The 19,803-nt window shown below is 35.1% G+C and carries 19 protein-coding genes; 7 read left to right on the forward strand and 12 right to left on the reverse strand.

Annotated features, from left to right (window positions below; all coding sequences use genetic code 11):
* The first annotated feature begins 165 nt into the window (after positions 1–165).
* Entirely contained in the window at positions 166–1,077 is a 912-nt protein-coding gene (gene nusB, locus AC3IS6_RS12080) for a transcription antitermination factor NusB (RefSeq protein ID WP_264523209.1), read from the forward strand.
* 113 nt (positions 1,078–1,190) lie between these two features.
* Positions 1,191–1,463 (forward strand): preprotein translocase subunit YajC, encoded by a 273-nt coding sequence (gene yajC, locus AC3IS6_RS12085; RefSeq protein ID WP_173967012.1) that lies wholly within the window; start codon positions 1,191–1,193, stop codon positions 1,461–1,463.
* A gap of 321 nt (positions 1,464–1,784) precedes the next feature.
* On the opposite strand, the gene AC3IS6_RS12090 is transcribed toward yajC, so the two are convergent.
* The 3 genes from AC3IS6_RS12090 to AC3IS6_RS12100 all read right to left on the reverse strand — a co-directional run bounded on the left by AC3IS6_RS12090 (position 1,785) and on the right by AC3IS6_RS12100 (position 5,009).
* On the reverse strand, positions 1,785–2,363 hold the full coding sequence (locus tag AC3IS6_RS12090; RefSeq protein WP_489159635.1) for a YdeI/OmpD-associated family protein: 579 nt from the start codon (positions 2,361–2,363) through the stop codon (positions 1,785–1,787).
* 11 nt (positions 2,364–2,374) lie between these two features.
* Entirely contained in the window at positions 2,375–3,652 is a 1,278-nt protein-coding gene (gene pepT / locus AC3IS6_RS12095) for a peptidase T (RefSeq protein ID WP_489159637.1), read from the reverse strand.
* A 223-nt stretch (positions 3,653–3,875) separates the two neighbouring features.
* The gene (locus tag AC3IS6_RS12100) at positions 3,876–5,009 is read right to left on the reverse strand and encodes a formylglycine-generating enzyme family protein (protein ID WP_489159639.1); all 1,134 of its coding nucleotides are present in this window, start codon (positions 5,007–5,009) and stop codon (positions 3,876–3,878) included.
* A gap of 250 nt (positions 5,010–5,259) precedes the next feature.
* Between AC3IS6_RS12100 and AC3IS6_RS12105 the strand changes: the two genes are divergently transcribed.
* Positions 5,260–6,294: a quinone-dependent dihydroorotate dehydrogenase gene (locus AC3IS6_RS12105; RefSeq protein ID WP_489159641.1), complete on the forward strand. Its 1,035-nt coding sequence runs from the start codon at positions 5,260–5,262 to the stop codon at positions 6,292–6,294.
* Here the strand turns inward: AC3IS6_RS12105 and AC3IS6_RS12110 are convergent.
* On the reverse strand, positions 6,280–6,996 hold the full coding sequence (locus AC3IS6_RS12110; protein WP_489159643.1) for a DUF3307 domain-containing protein: 717 nt from the start codon (positions 6,994–6,996) through the stop codon (positions 6,280–6,282). The two genes, AC3IS6_RS12105 and AC3IS6_RS12110, sit on opposite strands and share 15 nt — an antisense overlap.
* Entirely contained in the window at positions 6,993–7,607 is a 615-nt protein-coding gene (locus AC3IS6_RS12115; protein ID WP_489159645.1) for a SatD family protein, read from the reverse strand. Before AC3IS6_RS12115 ends, AC3IS6_RS12110 begins: the two co-directional genes overlap by 4 nt.
* Before the next feature lie 209 nt (positions 7,608–7,816).
* Between AC3IS6_RS12115 and AC3IS6_RS12120 the strand changes: the two genes are divergently transcribed.
* The 4 genes from AC3IS6_RS12120 (at position 7,817) to guaB (ending at position 12,466) form a co-directional block, all read left to right on the forward strand.
* Entirely contained in the window at positions 7,817–8,683 is an 867-nt protein-coding gene (locus AC3IS6_RS12120) for a hydroxymethylglutaryl-CoA lyase (RefSeq protein ID WP_489159647.1), read from the forward strand.
* A gap of 84 nt (positions 8,684–8,767) precedes the next feature.
* Positions 8,768–9,322 carry a hypothetical protein gene (locus tag AC3IS6_RS12125; protein WP_489159649.1) on the forward strand — a complete coding sequence of 185 codons (555 nt, stop codon included), beginning with the start codon at positions 8,768–8,770 and terminating at the stop codon, positions 9,320–9,322.
* Positions 9,319–10,722, forward strand: a complete 1,404-nt coding sequence (locus AC3IS6_RS12130; protein ID WP_489159651.1) for a DUF5723 family protein — start codon at positions 9,319–9,321, stop codon at positions 10,720–10,722. The genes AC3IS6_RS12125 and AC3IS6_RS12130 overlap by 4 nt, the downstream gene beginning before the upstream one ends.
* A 271-nt stretch (positions 10,723–10,993) precedes the next feature.
* Positions 10,994–12,466, forward strand: a complete 1,473-nt coding sequence (gene guaB / locus AC3IS6_RS12135) for an IMP dehydrogenase (protein WP_264523219.1) — start codon at positions 10,994–10,996, stop codon at positions 12,464–12,466.
* 65 nt (positions 12,467–12,531) lie between these two features.
* Here guaB and AC3IS6_RS12140 read toward each other — a convergent pair whose 3' ends face one another.
* The 7 genes from AC3IS6_RS12140 to AC3IS6_RS12170 all read right to left on the reverse strand — a co-directional run bounded on the left by AC3IS6_RS12140 (position 12,532) and on the right by AC3IS6_RS12170 (position 19,803).
* Positions 12,532–13,686 carry an FAD-dependent oxidoreductase gene (locus AC3IS6_RS12140; protein ID WP_489159653.1) on the reverse strand — a complete coding sequence of 385 codons (1,155 nt, stop codon included), beginning with the start codon at positions 13,684–13,686 and terminating at the stop codon, positions 12,532–12,534.
* Positions 13,687–13,887: 201 nt separating this feature from the next.
* The gene (locus AC3IS6_RS12145) at positions 13,888–14,769 is read right to left on the reverse strand and encodes a L,D-transpeptidase (RefSeq protein WP_489159655.1); all 882 of its coding nucleotides are present in this window, start codon (positions 14,767–14,769) and stop codon (positions 13,888–13,890) included.
* 95 nt (positions 14,770–14,864) lie between these two features.
* Positions 14,865–15,752, reverse strand: coding sequence for an alpha/beta hydrolase (locus AC3IS6_RS12150; protein WP_489159657.1), 888 nt, complete (start codon positions 15,750–15,752; stop codon positions 14,865–14,867).
* Positions 15,753–15,806: 54 nt separating this feature from the next.
* Positions 15,807–17,300 (reverse strand): S41 family peptidase, encoded by a 1,494-nt coding sequence (locus tag AC3IS6_RS12155; protein ID WP_489159659.1) that lies wholly within the window; start codon positions 17,298–17,300, stop codon positions 15,807–15,809.
* A 39-nt stretch (positions 17,301–17,339) separates the two neighbouring features.
* Complete coding sequence (locus AC3IS6_RS12160; RefSeq protein WP_489164920.1) at positions 17,340–17,921, reverse strand: NUDIX domain-containing protein; 582 nt, start codon at positions 17,919–17,921, stop codon at positions 17,340–17,342.
* Between the two features lie 56 nt (positions 17,922–17,977).
* On the reverse strand, positions 17,978–19,249 hold the full coding sequence (locus AC3IS6_RS12165) for an adenylosuccinate synthase (RefSeq protein ID WP_489159661.1): 1,272 nt from the start codon (positions 19,247–19,249) through the stop codon (positions 17,978–17,980).
* Between the two features lie 95 nt (positions 19,250–19,344).
* The gene (locus AC3IS6_RS12170; RefSeq protein WP_029268726.1) at positions 19,345–19,803 is read right to left on the reverse strand and encodes a Fur family transcriptional regulator; all 459 of its coding nucleotides are present in this window, start codon (positions 19,801–19,803) and stop codon (positions 19,345–19,347) included.

A 19,803-nucleotide genomic window follows, 5' to 3' on the forward strand; every position in this document is an offset into this window, starting at 1 on the left:
TCGGTTTTCAGTCTCAAGTTTCGCAAAAAGTGAAAACTGAGACTGAAAACTGAGACTTTTTTTATGTTTTAATTTTAATATCAACTGCGAAATTCATACTTTTGCAGACTAATTTTTAAATGTTCTTACAAGGTGGTAAATAGAAGACACATACGCGTTAAAGTAATGCAATCCATTTATGCAATGCATCAAAGCGGTTCTGATAATATGGAAAAAGAAGAGAAGTTTCTTTTTTACAGTATTGATAATATTCAGGATCTATATCTTATAATGCTTTCTTCATTGATTGAAATTTGCAAAAAAGAATCAGTTTTTTTACATCTTTCTAGTAAAAAACATCTTGCAACCGCTGCAGAACGTAATCCGAATGAAAAATTCGTAAAAAACAAAATTTTCCAACTTCTTGCCGAAAGTAATTCACTTAGTATTGCTTTAGAAAATCGTAAAATCAACAACTGGAATCTGAACGATGATTATATCATTTTGCTTTTAAATGATATTAAATCAAGTGAATTGTATGCAAAATACATGAGCACTACAACAAATACTTTTGAAGAAGACAGACAATTTGTAATTGATTTGTTTGCAGATGTAATTGTTCCAAATGAAAAATTATATGAGTATTTAGAGGATGATAAATTAACTTGGGTTGATGATATTCCAGTTGTAAATACACATATCATCAAACAATTGAAGGCTATTAAAACTGAAGATCCGGATGATTTTAGAGTGCCTAAGTTGTACAAAGATGTTGAGGATAAGGATTTTGCTAAAGACTTGTTTAGAAGAACAGTTTTAAATGAATCGATTCTGGCAAAAGAATACGATGATAAAACACCAAACTGGGACAGTGAAAGGATTGCTGAAATTGATACGATTATCCTGAAAATGGCAATCTGCGAATTTTTAAAATTCCCTTCTATTCCTGTAAAAGTAACTCTTAACGAATATTTAGAAATTGCAAAAGAATATTCTACACCAAAAAGTAGTATTTTTATCAACGGAATTTTAGATAATCTGGTTAAGGAGCTTACAGCGAATAAAAAGATGGTTAAAGTAGGACGTGGGTTAATGTAATTGATACCGATTTTTATAAATAAATTCCAAACTCTCGTTGATGACGTCGCTTTAAGTGAAGTTATGGGAGCTTAAAACGTAAATATTAATAACAAAAATAAAAACTGAATACTATGCAAGATTTAATGAAATTTGCGCCTTATTTACTAATGTTTGTAGTGTTGTATTTCTTTATGATCAGACCACAACAGAAAAGAGTAAAAAACGAAAAAGAATTTGAAAGCAGCCTGAAAGTAGGTGATAAAATAATTACTAAAAGTGGTTTTCACGGAAAAATCGTTGAGCTTGCTGATACAAGTGCAGTAATCGAAACAATGTCCGGAAAATTAAAAATTGAGCGTTCAGCGATTTCTATGGAAATGAGTGCTGCTTTGAAAAAAGCTTAATTTTTTAAATTACAATATTAAAAATCCCAAATTCCAATACAGGAGTTTGGGATTTTTTTTAATTGTCATTTCTACTGAAAGGAGAAATCACACAATCTAATTCAGTAAAAGTAACCACAATATTGTCATCCCGAGGAATGAGGGATCTACGCAAGAAACTCCACATAGTGATTCTTTAATCTTTGTCGAGCTGCTTTCGAAGATTCCTCGTTCCTAAATGACTCGTCTTTGCGTAAAAAAAACCTTTGTCAAAGTTTTAAACTTTGACAAAGGTTTTTGTGTAGCTTGGAATTTGGAGTTTTAAAAATTTGAAATTTAACCCTATCTGTATTTATCATTCAGTCCGATGTTTTGTAGTATCATCGGAATAACTTTTTCGATCCTTGAAAGCTTGGTTTTCTCTTGTTTAGCTGTTTCAATGTATTCCAGGAATTCATATTGCTTGTAAGGGCTAAATTTCTGAAACGCTTCTGCTAAAGTAGGATTCTGAGCTGTTTCTTTTTGAAAAAGCTCAGAAATGATAGCTTCTTTTTTTGTAGGTTTTATGATCTTACCTTGTTTTTCGTTTTCAATCGCTTCTGCAATATAAGCTAAAACGTCGGCTTCGTTTACTTCGTCTTTTGAAGTAAAGCGCCATTGGCGTAACGATTTTGTTTTGTCTTCCTGAGCGTTGATGAGCTTTTTTTTCTCATCTTTCAGAAAAACACCATTAAAAAACCAAATCGTAAAGTACTCTTTAAAACCTCCTATGCCGATAACATTTTTTTTGTTGTAAACATAAACTGGGCCGCCCCATTTTACGGTTTCAATCAGTTCGGTTTTATCAATAATCGATTTTAGGAAAAGAAGTTCTTCTTCCCAGCTATTGACTTTGTCCCAAACGTGTTTCTTATCAGGCATATTTTTTGGATTTATCTTTTTCTTTTAGGCTTTTCAGGTGCGTCAAAAATACCCGGAATTGCAGTTAATTCGACTATTTTTACAATGACATCTGTAGCTTTTTGCATGCTTTCAGCAGGAACATACTCGTATTTTCCATGGAAGTTATGACCGCCGGCAAATATATTCGGGCAAGGAAGTCCCATAAATGACAATTGAGACCCGTCGGTTCCTCCACGAATAGGTTTGATGATTGGTTTGATGTTTAATTCGCGCATTGCTTTTTCGGCAATATCAACAATGTGTTTTACGGGAAGTACTTTTTCTTTCATATTGTAGTACTGGTCTTTTACTTCAGCAGTTACAATATCTTCTCCAAATTGTTTCGCAAATTTCTTATTGATTTTTTTTGCAATTTTAGCAATTAGGTCTTTACGTTTTTCGAATTTTTTCTTGTTGTGATCGCGAATAATCAATTCTAAAACAGTTTCTTCAATACTTCCGGTAAGGTGGTGGACATGGAAAAAACCTTCATAACCTTTGGTTTCTTGAGGAGTTTCCCCTTTAGGAAGTTCGTTGATGAAATCGTTGGCAATCAACATCGAATTGATCATTTTTCCCTTGGCGTAACCCGGGTGAACGCTTTTTCCTTTGAAGGTGATTTTAGCTCCGGCTGCATTAAAATTTTCGTATTCTAACTCACCAATCTGGCTTCCATCCATGGTGTAGGCCCATGCAGCACCAAATTTTTTCACATCAAAATGATGCGCACCGCGGCCAATTTCTTCGTCAGGAGTAAAACCAATTCTGATTTTTCCGTGTTTGATTTCAGGATGCTGAATTAAGTATTCCATCGCTGAGACAATTTCGGTAATTCCTGCCTTGTCGTCGGCTCCTAGCAAAGTGGTTCCATCTGTTGTAATAATGGTTTGCCCTTTGTATTGTAATAAATCCTTAAAGTAGTTTGGTGATAAAACAATGTTTTTCTCAGCATTTAAAAGGATGTCTTTACCGTCGTAATTTTCAACGATTTGAGGTTTTATATTGGCTCCGCTAAAATCCGGAGAAGTGTCAAAATGAGATACAAATCCAATTGTTGGAACTTCGTGATCAACATTAGAAGGCAATGTAGCCATGATATAGGCTTTGTTGTCTATGGTAACATCCGATAAGCCAATTGTTTTTAGTTCTTCAACTAGTTTATTGGCAAGATTCCATTGTTTTTCTGTACTTGGAGTTGTCTTTGAATTTGGATCTGATTCAGTATCAATAGTTACATAACTAATAAAACGATCTATGATATGTTGCATTTTTTTTATTTTTAGGCAAATATAAGTAAATAGTTAAGCGTTGTAAAGCTACAAATTATGAAAACTGTAAATTAGACAGAAAAAAGTTTACTAAAAATTTCACTGATTTACATTAGGTATTCAAAGTTGAAATCCAATTTCACGAATTTAAATTTGTGAAATTGGATTTGCAAGTGATATGAAATGTATTTTAATTCGTGCTAATTTGTTAACTAAAAAAAACTTATTGGACACATCTAAAGCCAATGTGGTTTGCGGGTGATTTGTAATCTCCTTTTCCTCTAGTGCCTACCATGTAGCGAGTGCAATACTGATCGGTACATAAAAAGGATCCGCCACGCTGTACTTTTTTAGGTAAGTTTGGTTCTCCGGGATCATAAGAAGATTTAGGGCCCTGTGGGTTTTTGGCAACCTGGCCGTTTTTACTTATTACTTTGTAATAGTCCGCAGTATACCAGTCGTTTGTCCATTCCCATACATTTCCTCCTATATCATAAAGACCGTAAGAATTGGGCGCAAATTTTGCAGTTGGTGCAATACCGATATAGCCATCTTCGCCAGTGTCTCCCTTTTCTATCGGAAAGTGTCCCTGGTATATGTTGGCTTGAAATTTTCCTTTAGGTTTTAGGGTATTTCCCCAAGCATACAATTCGCCTGATTTCCCACCACGGGCTGCGAATTCCCATTCTGCTTCTGTTGGTAATCTTTTTCCGGCCCACTTCGCATAAGCGGCAGCATCATCATAAGAAATTTGAACAACGGGATAGCTGCCTTTTCCTTTAATAGAACTTCCTGCTCCTTCAGGATGTCTCCAGTCTGCACCATGTACATAGGACCACCATTGCATGTAGTTGTTTAAGTCTACTTTGGCAGGAGTAGGGGTAAATACAGCCGATCCGGCAACAAGATTTTCTATTGGTGCATCCGGGTATTCTTCCTGAGTAGGTTTTATTTCGGCAAAAGTGACATAACCGGTTGCTTTTACAAAGGCTTCAAACTGATCATTTGTAACTTCAGTTTTGTCCATGTAAAACCCATCTACATAAACACGATGTATTGGGGCGGCATCTTTCGTGACTCCTTTTATACTGCACAAGCTTTCGTCTTCAACATTGCTTCCCATAGAGAATTCTCCACCCGGAATCCAGGTCATTCCCGCCGGAGCTTTACCAGAAGGTTTGTTTTTATTTTCGATCGTTGGTTTAAATAATGAAGCTTCTGCTGTATTTGGAATTTCGGCACAATCCATTGAGGCTAATTTTTGTTTCGGTACAATAAGTTTTGTATAGCCATAAGCAATTGTAATAACGAATAGGATTAGGATTGCGAATATCCAGGAAGTTTTATTTTTCATCATAAGTGTTTTTTATGGAGTATAGTAGTTGAGGGTAAAATTAAGAATAAAGTTTAATAGAGGATTTAATATAACTATATTTATTTCATAGAATTACTATTGTTTTTTTGCTCTGTTGCCTTTCAATTGCTTCGTGTTTGTTTTCAGTGTTATATATGTGAGGAAAGAATGTTAGAAACAGTTTTCTATAAATCATAGTCACTTTCAAGTATTATATTTAAATTTGCATCAAAAAAAACAACAACACACTAATATGTATAAATTGATAATTCGTCCAATACTTTTTTGGTTTGATCCGGAAGAAGTACATTACTTTACTTTTTCATTTGTTAAATTCATTTCAAAAATCCCTGGTGTTTCATCAATTATCAGATCGATTTACGAAGTAAAAGACAGCCGTTTGGAGCGCGAAGTTTTTGGAATCAAATTTAAAAACCCGGTAGGACTGGCAGCAGGATTCGATAAAGATGCTAAGTTGTTTAAGGAATTATCAGATTTTGGATTTGGTTTTATTGAGATTGGTACCGTGACTCCTGTTGGGCAGGAAGGAAATCCTAAAAAACGTTTGTTTCGATTGAAAGAAGATCAAGCGATTGTTAATCGAATGGGATTTAATAATGGTGGAGTTCTGGAAGCTGTAGAACGTTTGAAAAAGAATTCAGGAGTTTTAATCGGCGGTAATATTGGGAAGAACAAAGTTACGCCAAACGAAGATGCAGTTAACGATTATATCATTTGTTTTGATGCCCTGTTTGATCATGTAGATTATTTTGTGGTAAATGTAAGTTCGCCAAATACACCAAATTTACGTGCTCTGCAAGACAAAGAGCCTTTGACAGCTTTATTGCAAACGCTGCAAAACAGAAACGTGGAGAAGCAAAAAACAAGCACACAAAAAATAAAACCAATTTTATTAAAGATTGCTCCGGATCTTACAGATGAGCAATTACTGGATATTATTGATATTGTAAAAACTACTCAGATTGCAGGTGTAATTGCGACGAATACTACAATTTCCCGCGACGGATTGCAGTCTGCTAACCAGACTGAAACTGGAGGACTGTCAGGAAAACCATTAACGAAACGTTCTACTGAGGTGATTCGTTTTCTTTCGGAAAAAAGCAATAAAGCTTTTCCAATTATTGGAGTAGGTGGAATTCATACTGCAGATGATGCGATCGAAAAACTAAATGCAGGAGCCAGTCTGGTTCAATTGTATACAGGTTTTATTTATGAAGGGCCAGCGCTTATAAAAGCAATCAATAAAAAGGTTTTAGCACAATTGTAAAAGCAGCGTCTGAACAATTAATCCTATAATAATAGCAATTCCAAAACTCATCAAAGTACCAATCATAACGTACTCGGTGAGTTTTCTGTCTTTAGCTTCTTTTAGGTCTCCAAATCTAAAAATGGATTTAGCTGCCAATAAAAACCCGATAGCTTCAAAATGGTCTGTTAAGATAAAGCAGAAGACAAATAATCTTTCTAAAATACCAATGTAATTTCCTGCTTTGGAGAGTGAATTTTCATTGTGGCTATTTTGACTTTCAGGATTCCAAATCGAGATAATTGTTTTAATGAGAATAGAAGTTGGTTTTGTGAGGAGTAAAACTCCTGTGACTAAAATCCAAAATTGATTGTTGAACCAATGAAAATTGATTGTTTCGTCTTTGTAGAGAAAAACAACTCCAATTAAAACTAGAATGTGCATCAATTGGTCTACTATAAACCAACTGCGTTTCGTTTTATTTTTCTGGAAAAGGAGTTTGATTAAATCAATAATACCATGAGATACGGCAATAAGAAATGCATATGGGAGAAATTGGATTTCTCCAACCAAAACGGCGGCTAAAATTCCATGTAAAAGAATATGAAGATATAGATAAATACTTTTATGTTTTTTGGCTTCTTTGTCGGCTACCCATGAGTTGGGCTGCGCTGTAAAATCACCTAGTAAATGTGCTAAAAGTAGTTTTATAAATAAAATCATAACGTTGCAAGTTGTTTTATTTGTGTTCTAAAATAGCGGTCTAAATTTAATACTAAATCAAATTGAGCTCGTTTTTGTCTTCGGCTTACAGCGGCTCTTTTTATTCCTAATTTCGGGGCTAATTCTTCTTGTGATAAACTTGGATTTTCTATTGCAATTGCTACAAATTCGGCAGATTGAGCTGGCCAATTATCCATAAAAGTGAGAGCAAGCTGAATCATTAAATTCATTTTTTCATCGATAACAGTATCGCCGGTTCGCAGCGCTAAACTTACTTTTAGTTTTTTTAAAGTCTCAAAAAGTTCACCCGAGTGTATAAAGGCAGAACCATTGCTTTCAGAAACTTTTTCAGCATCATGTGTTTTATTTCCAATGCCAATACTCATTCGGGCATCCAGTTTTAAGGCTTTTAAATGTGCTTTGATGAGAATGGCGACCAATAAAGCTTCTTCAGGATTCTTTATTTCAATTTGAAATTCATCCCCTCTGTAAATTTCCCATTGGAGAGGTGTTTGTCCAAAAGGAGATAAGATCTCCTTTAAGGATGTTACCCAGTCTTTTGATTTTTGCTTTCTGGAATCGATTATATCTCCTGTAATTACACTAGTCATAGCTTCAAATATAAATAAAAAGAATAATAATAGTATTACAAATGTAGTTAATATTTTTTTAATGTTACGTTTTTGTGTAACATTTCGGATTGTTACGTTTTTGTGTAACATAATAAAATGTTACTATATCTTGTAATGTAATTAAAGAAAATTATAACTTTTATTTCTTTAAAAAAGAAACTAACTTAGCCACTATAAAAGAGTAAGCTTTGAATAAAGAAATCAAGATTATCGAATGTCCACGTGATGCTATGCAAGGCATCAAAACTTTCATACCTACCCAAAATAAGGTTTCGTATATACAGGCTCTGTTGAGAGTGGGTTTTGATACTATTGATTTTGGAAGTTTTGTGTCTCCAAAAGCCATTCCTCAAATGCAGGATACTGCTGAAGTTTTGGCGCAACTTGATTTATCGCAAACCACAAGTAAATTGTTAGCGATTATTGCCAATACACAAGGAGCATCACTGGCTGCAGCACATGAGCCTATTCAGTACTTAGGATTTCCTTTTTCGATATCTGAAAACTTTCAGATGCGAAACACACATAAAACGATAGCCGAATCTTTAGTTACTCTCGAAGAAATTCTTGAAATCGCCGATCAGAAAAACAAGGAAGTCGTTACCTATCTTTCTATGGGTTTCGGAAATCCTTATGGTGATCCGTGGAATGTTGAGATCGTAGGCGAATGGACAGAGAAGCTGGCCGGAATGGGGGTTAAAATATTATCGCTTTCTGATACTGTTGGTAGTTCTACACCGGAAGTAATCACGTACCTTTTTTCAAATTTGATTCCGAAATATCCGCAAATTGAGTTTGGAGCACATTTGCATACTACTCCAAACAGCTGGTTTGAGAAAATAGATGCCGCTTCTAAAGCTGGTTGTACCCGTTTTGACGGTGCTATTCAGGGGTTTGGCGGTTGTCCAATGGCAACAGATAAGCTCACCGGTAATATGCCTACCGAAAAGTTGATCTCTTATTTTACATCCAATAAAAAAGCCACAGGCCTGAATTCTTTAAGTTTTGAGAGTGCATACAATGAAGCATCAAAATTGTTTGGGAAATTTCATTAGAAAATAACTATATTTACTTAGCAAAGACAAATAATAAGTGATAGCAAATCATCGTTGTTAGTATTTAGATAATGTATAAATACCATGAGACTACATTTTATAAAGAGAATTTCTCAAATACTATTCTTATCCATCTTTATTTCTTCATGTTCCAGTGATTTGGACTTTGATCAGACTAAAGACTTAAAGTTAGAACCTGCTTTTGTGGCTAATCTGGCTTATTTTGATGTCCCTGCAGCTTCGTTTATAGACAATGGAACCGAACAACAAATAGGTTTTGATGTTCAGGATTTTGACATTTTTAAAGAAAAATTTTTTAAGGACAATCTCGTTAAAGCTGAGTTTGATTTTGAAATGGAGAACACCATAAACAGAGCTTTTACACTCAATATATTACTTCTAAACGATAACAATCAAATTCTTCAAACCATTACACTTGCTGTTCCTGCCTATACAGGAGGTAGTAATGTTATAAAATATCCCACCGAAGTATTCGAAAATCAGCGATTAGGTTTATTAAAACAGTCCAGAAAGCTTGGGTTTGTAGTTGTAATGGCACCAGGTCCGCCTTTAAACGGAAACAGTGCAGGAAGTTTAAAATTACGTTCAAGTGCAACTGCTTATATGGTAATCGAATGAGAAAGTTGCATCTGGTCTTAATATTGGTATTTCAACTGTCTTGTTTTGCTCAAAATAAAGAAGTGCTGTATAATTTTACCGCCATTCCACAATCCTCGCTTGTGAATCCGGGTGCTGATGTTGCTTATAAATTTTATTTTGGAGTTCCCGTTTTATCTGGAGTTTCAGCAAATTTGGGCTCAAGCAGCTTTTCGGCTTATGATTTATTTGCCAATAATGGGGTGAATTTTAATGATAAAATCCGAAATGTCATTAATAAATCATCAAGCAAAGATAAAACTCAGATTAATCAGCAGCTCGAGTTATTCTCAGGAGGTTTCAGAGTTGGAGGAAGAGACAGTCAGTCATACATTTCGTTTGGAGCCTATCAGGAATTTGATTTTTTAATGTACGTTCCTAAGGATCTTGGAGTTCTGGCATTAAACGGAAACAAGGATTATATTGGGAAATCGTTCAATTTGGCTGATTTAAACATGAGAGCCGAAATACTCTCTGTGTTTCATGTAGGCTTTCATAAAAAGCTAAGTGAGAAATTGGTTCTGGGTGGCCGTGCCAAAATTTACTCGAGTGGTGCAAATGCAACATCAACCCGAAATTCAGGATTTATTTATACCGGTCAGGCAGCCGGAACCCCTAATTTGTATAATCAGGTAATATCTTCTAATTTAGAGGTAAGGACATCCGGGATCGCTACATTTACAAAAGACGAGTACGAAGGAAGTATTCCAAAAGATATTATACACAATACTTTTTTTAACGGAAGTCTTGGCTTAGGGCTTGACGCAGGATTTACGTATTATTTTAAAGAAAATCTTCAGTTAACCGGAAGTATTGTCGATCTGGGTTTTGTGAGGCAGTCAAAAGATATCGAAACTTTAACCTATAAAGGAACATATCAATACGATGGGGTAAATCCTGATTTTATGAATTCAAACGAACCGAAGAATATCTTTGATGACTTTGATAAGGCAATACCACGCGACACACTTTATAATAAATACACCACCCGCAGACCAACAAAATTCTATTCTTCGCTACAGTACTCTTTTGGCGAATCACATTCTGATGAAGACTGTAATTGCAAAGGAAAAGTCGCCAGAAAATACGTGAATGGTGTAGGAGGGCAGCTGTTTGCTATGGCTTTACCAGTCGAACCTTTTGTGGCGGTAACTGCTTTTTACCGACGCAGTATTTTTGAGAAATTAGATGTTAAGGCTACTTATACAATTGACTCTTATTCTAGTAAAAATATAGGTTTGGGACTTTCAGGCACCCTTGGAAAACTTAATATGTATGTTCTCGTCAATAATGTTCTGGAATTCAAAGACGTTTCAAAAGCCAATAGTATGGCATTTCAGTTTGGGTTCAATTTTATTTTTAATGATAATCAGGAGGAATAAATTTTTTGAAATTCCAAATCTCAAATCCCAAATTCCAAATTTCAGGTTTCAGGTTTCAGGTTTCAAGTTTCAAGTTTCAGGTTTCAGGTTTCAGGTTTCAAGTTTCAGGTTTCAGGTTCTAACAATTGGAATTTGGAATTTCAAAAATTGGAATTTACCATATTAAACATTTGTAAGATTTATTCCTTAACTATAAAATTAAGAATAACTTAGTATTCAAGTTATCAATTTATTCACTATATTTGCACGCAATTCAACTAGAAATTGCACCATGATAGCACACAACTCCAAGATTATCGGCGAAGGTTTAACTTACGACGATGTATTATTAGTACCTAACTACTCTAATGTGCTTCCCCGCGAAGTGAGTATTAAATCAAAGTTTTCACGAAATATAACACTTAATGTTCCAATAGTATCAGCTGCTATGGATACCGTTACCGAAAGTTCAATGGCAATTGCTATGGCTCAGGAAGGTGGAATTGGTGTTTTGCATAAAAACATGACGATCGAGCAACAAGCTGCGAAAGTTAGAAGAGTAAAACGTGCGGAATCCGGAATGATTATCGATCCGGTAACTTTACCAACGAATTCAACTATTGCAGATGCAAAAAATGCAATGAAAGAATTCGGAATTGGTGGTATTCCAATCGTTGATGAAAATAAAATACTTAAAGGAATCGTTACTAATCGTGATTTACGTTTCGAAAAAAACGGAGCAAGACCAATCGCTGAGGTAATGACAAGCACGAACTTAGTGACTGTTGCCGAAGGAACCTCTTTAGAGCAGGCAGAAGTCGTTTTACAAGGACATAAAATCGAAAAATTACCAGTAGTAAATGCTAACTACGAACTAGTTGGTTTAATTACTTTCAGAGATATTACAAAACTGACTCAAAAGCCAATTGCAAACAAAGATGTTTTTGGACGTTTAAGAGTTGCGGCGGCAATTGGAGTTACCGGTGATGCAGTTCAAAGAGCTGAAGCCTTAGTTGCTGCAGGTGTTGATGCTATTATCATTGATACTGCTCATGGACATACCGAAGGTGTTGTAAACACCCTGAAAGAAGTAAAATCTAAATTCCCAAACATTGACGTAATTGTGGGTAACATCGCAACTCCAGAAGCAGCTAAATATTTAGTTGAAAATGGTGCTGATGGTGTAAAAGTTGGAATCGGACCTGGTTCTATCTGTACAACCCGTATTGTTGCAGGTGTTGGTTTTCCACAATTCTCAGCAGTTCTTGAAGTAGCTGCAGCGATCAAAGGAACAGGAGTTCCGGTAATTGCTGATGGTGGAATTCGTTACACAGGAGATATTCCTAAAGCTATTGCTGCAGGTGCTGATTGTGTAATGTTAGGATCTTTATTAGCAGGAACAAAAGAATCTCCGGGAGAAACGATCATTTTTGAAGGAAGAAAATTCAAATCTTACCGTGGAATGGGTTCTGTTGAGGCAATGCAGGGCGGATCAAAAGACCGTTACTTCCAGGATGTTGAAGATGATGTTAAAAAATTGGTTCCGGAAGGAATTGTGGGACGTGTTCCTTATAAAGGAGAGCTAAACGAAAGTATGCTTCAGTTCATTGGTGGTCTTCGTGCCGGAATGGGATACTGTGGTTCAAAAGATATTCCAACGTTACAAGAGTCTGGACGTTTTGTTAGAATCACGTCAAGCGGAATTACGGAAAGTCATCCACATAATGTTACCATTACAAAAGAAGCTCCAAATTATTCAAGATAATTTTTAGTTTTCAATATAAAACAAAAGGCATAAGAGTTAGTTTCTTATGCCTTTTTTTTGTTTTATTATTCGTTTTTATGGCCAATGCGACTATTCATGATGTCTTCGGTTGTGATATCTGAGTGCAGTAAATTCTCCATTTTACAAGTTTCCATTTGTGCTTCTAAAGCGTAGCTAAACATCTTTTGTTCATAATCATCAATGGCATCCTGAAGGGTGATAAATTTTCCGCTGGTTAAATTTTCGGTTAATTGATATGCGTCCATCAATCCCATATTGACCCCTTCGCCTGCAAAAGGAGGCATTAAATGTGCGGCATCACCAACAAGTGTAATGTTAGAATGTTTTTTCCAGGGTTCTTCCAAAGAGAATAAACGTAAAGGCAGTCCGGAAAAATCAGTGGCAACGGCAAAGAACTTTTTATAGTCGTCATTCCAATTTTTAAAAGTTTCATTTAAAAAAGTTCTTGCGGTTGCATGGTCTTCAAAATCAATTCCGTTGTTTGAAATCCAATTTTCATCTGCTTTAAAAGAAACTCCAAAATGAATGGAACCGTCGCGTAAGGTATGAGTATAAAACATTTTCTGTTCGCCCATTGCCATTACATTTCCGTCGCCATATTTGGTTTTGAATTCCGGATAATCACGATCAGGATGGGTAATTTCTCCCTGAATAATATAAGTTCCCGAAAGTTGAGGTTCCTTATGAGTTACAAATTTTCTGGCATTCGATCTTCCACCATTGGCAACAATCACAAAATCGGCGGTTATGGTAGTGCCGTTTTTGAATTCTAAATGGTATTGTTCTCCTGTTTTTTCAATATTGGTTAAGTGACTGTTCCAAACTACTGTGTTTTCATTCAGGTTTTCCAACATGATTTTTCTTAAATCATTACGGTCTATTTCCGGTCTTGCGTAAGCATTTTTTTCGTCGGGCATCTCAGCCGAAGTAATGTTTCCATGCATATCAGCCATTTTTTCGCCGGTTGGACGTGCGTACTGATAGAAGACGTCCATTAAAGCTGCTTTTTCGATTGCTTTTTGACCTGAATCCGAATGAATATCCAATGTCCCACCCGAAGTTCTGGCTTGGGCATTAAGATCTCTTTCGTAAACGGTTACGTCAGCACCGTTAATTTGTAAAATTCTCGCTGTTGTTAAACCAACAGGCCCGCCACCAATAATGACGATCTTTTTGTTTTTTATAAGTGAATTGTTCATGTCTTATTTAATTAGACAGCAAATATATAAATAATAAATGAACGTTTATTCATTTATGGAATAATTTCAAGGTTCCAAGTTTCAAAGATGCAAAGGTTGACAGGTTACGTGGGGTGTAAATTTTATAAAAAAAATCAGTCAGAACCTTTTAAGAGATGGTTTTGACTGATTTTAAAGATGTTGTTTTTTTATAAAATAGAGTTAAGGCGTAGCAATTGGTTCGGCTTCTCTAAGCTTTTGATTTTCTAAGATCTCTTGTATAAAGGACTGGGTTTGGGTTTTTATTTCTGATTCTGATATATCCAGTGCTTTAGGATTTTTTACTAATGCATACCAGGGTTTTGGTGTGTCAAAAGGATAACTTCCAAAAACAATGACTGGAGTTCCTTTTACTTTTACATTTTCGCGGTCCTTTAAAATCCATTCGTCAGCCCATTTGTAAAGATCTTTGGCGTCGTTTTCCTGTAATCTCAAACAAGAATGCGATGCGGGGTATCCTGGTAGATCATACTGGTGGAAGCCGACTCCCAATTTATTTTCGATATTAAAATTCCATTTTAAGTCCCATTCATCATTAAAGGTGCTGGTTGTTTTCTCGGCCTTCCAGTTGGTAAAGAACAATCCTGTTGGTGTGCGATCTTTTTTCCGGCCCATATTGGTTGGACCTGAGTATATTAACTCTCCATTTTCATAAGCAGCAAATGCCTGAGCAGGATAGGAGAAAAGAATCACTTTCGAAACTTCTTCTAAAGCGACGACATGAGTTGGAAATGGGAGATAATAGGCCAAATCACCTGTAAAATCAGCAGGAATAATAACCGAGTCCATTTTGACAAAATTCTTTCGATCTGTTCGATTTATGGCGTATGCAATGCGGAGTTTGCTGCTGTCGGACGCATTGGTTTTAAGCCATTCTTTTGTGTTTTCAAAATGATAGGAAACGGATTTCGGTTTTGTACGTTCGATCGTTTTTTTAAGCTTTGCTTTGCCCTTGGTTTCGGTTGTTTCATTCTTTTTACAAGAACTTATTAAAACCGAAAGAACAAGTAGTAAAATACTTGAGGGGTATCGTAACTTTCTCATAATTGTATTTTTTATACAAGTAAAGTTATTTTATTACCAGCCAAATCGTTTATACAATTACCTGAATAATTTGTTGGATTTTCATTTACAATTTTTCACTGTACCGAATTTATAAATCCTGTGACATCTTTTGTCCATTGAATTTTATTCTTAATTAGATAATTTTCATGTCCGGTTGCTTTATAGATATTAATTCTTTTTTGACCTTTTAAATTTTCATAAATCGCATTTATTTCTTCTCTGCTTACGCTTTTATCTTTTTCTCCGTAAAGTAATAAAGCTGGACAGGAGATGTTTTTTGCATATTCTGCCGGATTGTGGCTAAATCCCCAAAAGCCATTTTGTAAGCCGCCCCAAAACACTAATAAACCTGCCATTGGAAATGTGGGTGCATTCATCTTTTTAAATCTGGCACAGACCGTTTTATACATTGATCCAAAGGGACATTCGATAATTATACCTTTGGGATTTATTTTATAATCATTAATGCATTTCATTATTGAAACAGCTCCCATGGAAGTTCCAAATAAATAAATATTTTGTTCTCCAGTCGTGGTAATGTAGTCAAAACAAGTTTTTACCTGTTTAGCCTCCTTATAACCAATTGTAGTTTGATTTCCTTCCGAATTTCCACTTCCCATAAAATCAACAAGAACGGTATTGAATCCTAATTTGATAAATTCATTTGATCTTTCAATCATTGAGGATTTTTCTCCTCCATAACCATGAAAAAGTATAACAGTTCCTTTAGGTTTTTTATTTTTAATAAACCAGCATTCAATTTCCTTGTTGCTTTTAAGGTTTAAAATCTGATATTTTTGGGTTGGAACTTTATTGTTTTCTGGTTTAGGGTTATTGACTCCCAGGAATAGAGTTTTTGCTTTATCGATTAGAGATAATTTCTCGGGACTTTTAGTTTTTTCTGAGTGATTTTCTGCAAAATGAGTAAACTTATAGGCATGAAAGAAAGCAATACTGTTCATAAGTATTAATATGAATAGTATTATCCTTAAAAATTTATTCTTTAGTAATTTCATTTATTTCTGATCAATTAATTTTAATGTATATTCAAATGGTGTATCCTTATTTTGTATAAAATCGTCAATAGTTTGTTTAACCTCATGATCGGGAATTACACCTCTGCCAAAAAGTTGATTAGGTTTTTTAGGGGCATCCTGTTCGAGGTTAACGATCGAAAATTGCGTTTTTATCTTTGTATTCGGAAGTTCGTATTCCACGGGTGTGTGTCCGTTATGACCGTAATAACCGCCCATTGTTTCTTCACCAATAATTATAGCGTTGGTATGGCCTGCGACTAAAGAAGCAAAGAGTGATCCTGCAGATGCTATTCTGGGGCTTATTAATAAATAGATCTGCCCTTTAAAGCTGTTTTTATCGGGCTGTAACAAACGATTGAATTTAGGATCTTGCAGGTAGTGTTGTCCTTTCAATTCAGGGTATTCTTCTTTAAGTTCGGCTTCAAATTCATGGAGTTCTTCGAGCTTTTTTTGTGACTCTGTTTCTTGATAAACAAAATACTGAGGGTAGGGGATTTTTTGAAAATTAATAAATGCAGATGTATTTTCTCGATACGGTTTTTGTGTCAGATAAGAAAAAGCGACAAGGTCGTTAGGATCGCTTCCGCCGCCATTACTTCGAACATCTACAATTAAATTTTTGATTTCCGGATGCAGTGTGAGAAGCTGAAAACAGCTGTCGAGATATTTTTTATAGACGATATGTTCTTTGTCTTCTGCGTTCCTTCCAATTGCAAAAGTGGGTATAGAAAGTAATGCTGTATTTGGAGCAGCGAGTTTGAAAGTGTATTTGTTTTTAATTTCCCTATAGAACAGGCTGTCAATAGGTAGAGAATGTCGATTTTTGAAATTATCTTTTCGTGTTTCGTTCGAAACTGCAGTAATTGTTTTGGATTGTTTTTGAGTTTGACTTGGTAGTGAATATTCGACCAGGAAATGATTTTTTGGGCCATATTCCAGTTCGAAATATCTTCCAAATGAAGCACTGATTCCGATTGATTTCCCTGAAATATTATAACCGTCTGTGGTGTAATATTTATAGAATCGAGAAATTATTTTCTCGATTTTAATACCGTTGATTTTATGAATTTGAGATCCAATAGGGATTTCGGAATTCTTAAAATTGACAATTATTTTATTGCTGAGTAGTTTTACGGGATACGGAAAGAAAACTTTTCCCGATGTATATTTTTTTTGAAATTCATCGGGAAGAGTGGTATTATTGTGTACGCTGCCTTCAAAATCAGTGATTTTTAGTACTATTTTGTAGAAATCCAGTAGCGATTTTGGTTTTTTTAATTCTGAAAACGCCCACGAATAAATACTGTCGATCTGCTTTTTGGTTCGGTATTTATAAACTCCTGAATTGGCTTTTTCTCTAATTTCCTTAAAAGTAGATAAATCCTGTTTTAGTTTTGCGGTGGGCCATTTTTCATTTTGTGAAAAGAGCAGAAAAGGAAAAAATAGAAAAAATAATGTTTTAAAATGGAGCATCTAATAGATTTTAGTTTTATCTAAAATACTCAAAAAATCTTAAATCAAACCTTTTATTTTGGCATGCTGTAACAATAAAATAGTTTTTGCATCTGTAATTTCACCGGATTGAATCATGGAATAGGCTTGATCAAAGGTGTATTCCAGAACTTCTATGTTTTCTTGTTCTGCGTCTAATCCGCCACCGTCGTTGACTTTCATTGTCTCGTCGTATGCTCCAATAAAAAGATATAAAATTTCGGTTACAGATCCCGGTGACATATAGGTTTCGATAACTTTCTCTACTTTTTGCAGGCGATATCCGGTTTCTTCTTCAGTCTCGCGAATGATAGCTTGTTCCGGATGATCTTGGTCCAAAAGACCGGCACAGACTTCGATCATCATTCCGGTTTTATTTCCGTTTAGATAGGTTGGCAAGCGAAATTGTCTTGTTAGAATAACAGTTTTCTTAGAGGTATTGTACAGTAAAATGGCTGCTCCGTTTCCACGGTCATACACTTCACGAATATGAGATTCTATTTTACCATCTTTCATTTCGTAATCAAAAGTTACCTTGTTTAGTAGGTACCAATTGTTTGATAATAACTGAGTTTCGGTAACTTTAATTTTTGGATTTTTCATCATTAGAAATGTTTTGTATAAAAAAAACGCTCTGATTATCAGAGCGTTTAGAGGTGTTATTTTGTTATCGTTTGCTTTCTGTCTGGTCCAACCGATACAATTTTGATTGGCACTCCAACTTCCGCTTCAATAAACTCAATATATTCTTTTAGCTCGATTGGCAATTGATCGTAAGAGGTCATTCCTGTTAAGTCAGCTTGCCATCCTTTAAATTCTTTATAAATAGGAGTCACGTTTTCCGGCTCGATGTTGTAAGGAAAGTGAGAGATGTTTTGCCCTTTGTAGTTGTATTCAGTACAAACTTTTAAAGTTTCAAATCCGGAAAGAACGTCACCTTTCATCATCATTAACTGAGTCACTCCGTTTACCTGTACGGCATATTTTAGAGCTACTAAATCCAGCCATCCACAACGTCTTTGCCTTCCTGTAACAGATCCAAATTCGTTTCCAACTTTCGCCATTGTTGCACCTACTTCGTCAAAAAGTTCAGTAGGGAACGGGCCGCTACCTACACGTGTAACGTAAGCTTTGAAAATTCCGTATACTTCTTTGATTTTGTTAGGGGCAATTCCTAAACCGGTACAAGCTCCGGCGGCTGTAGTATTTGATGAAGTTACAAATGGATAAGTTCCAAAATCAACATCTAATAAAGAACCCTGAGCTCCTTCACATAAGATTGATTTACCTGCTTTTTGAGCTTGGTACATGTATTCTTCACTGTCAATGAAATCTAATTTTTTTAATTCTTCAATAGCTTCAAAGAACTCTTTTTCAAGTTCAGCAAGGTTGTATTGAATAGCTACATCATAAAAAGCAATCATAGCCTCATGTTTGTCAGCTAGCGCTCTATAACGATCTTTGAAGTCTTCTAATTCGATATCTCCAACGCGCAATCCGTTTCTTCCGGTTTTGTCCATATAAGTTGGTCCAATTCCTTTAAGGGTAGAGCCAATTTTTGCTTTCCCTTTTGATGCTTCAGATGCGGCATCTAATAAACGGTGTGTTGGTAAAATTAAATGTGCTTTTCTTGAAATGATCAGTTTGCTTTTAATGTCAAGTTTAAATTTCTCTAAACCTTCGATTTCTTTTTGAAAAACTACCGGATCTATTACAACACCATTACCAATGATGTTTACTGATTTTTTATGAAAAATTCCGGAAGGAATGGTTCTAAGTACGTGTTTAATTCCGTCAAATTCTAATGTGTGTCCAGCATTTGGTCCTCCTTGAAAACGTGCAATAATATCATAATTTGAGGTAAGAACGTCAACAATTTTTCCTTTACCTTCATCTCCCCATTGTAATCCTAGTAATAAATCTACGGTCATTCTATTTTTAATTTGCGTTGAGGCAATCCGAGTTGCCCTACTGATTAATGTAGTTAATTTTCTTTTTTATATTTCTTGAATAATGCCTTTCGGAATTATTGTTTTTGCTTTTTGTTTCCGTAGAAATACAAAGAATGATTTGTAATTTCAATATCAAATATTTCTTCGATTGTTTTTTTGATGGTTTGAATTCTTGGATCACAAAATTCAATTACCTCACCAGAATCCGTCATGATAATATGATCATGCTGTTTATCAAAATATGATTTTTCGTAGTAAGCCTGATTTTGCCCAAATTGATGTTTTCTAACCAAAGCGCAGTCTAACAATAGCTCAATTGTGTTGTACAATGTAGCTCTACTCACACGATAGTTCTTGTTCTTCATTTTGATATATAAGTTTTCTATATCAAAATGTTCTTCGCTATCGTAAATTTCCTGAAGTATAGCATAACGCTCAGGAGTTTTGCGATGCCCTTTTTGCTCAAGATACATTGTAAAAACATTTTTTACAATTTCTTGATTTCTAGTGTTGTCAGTTGAAATGAGTGTCAT

The organism is Flavobacterium sp. KH_035, from assembly GCF_057839565.1.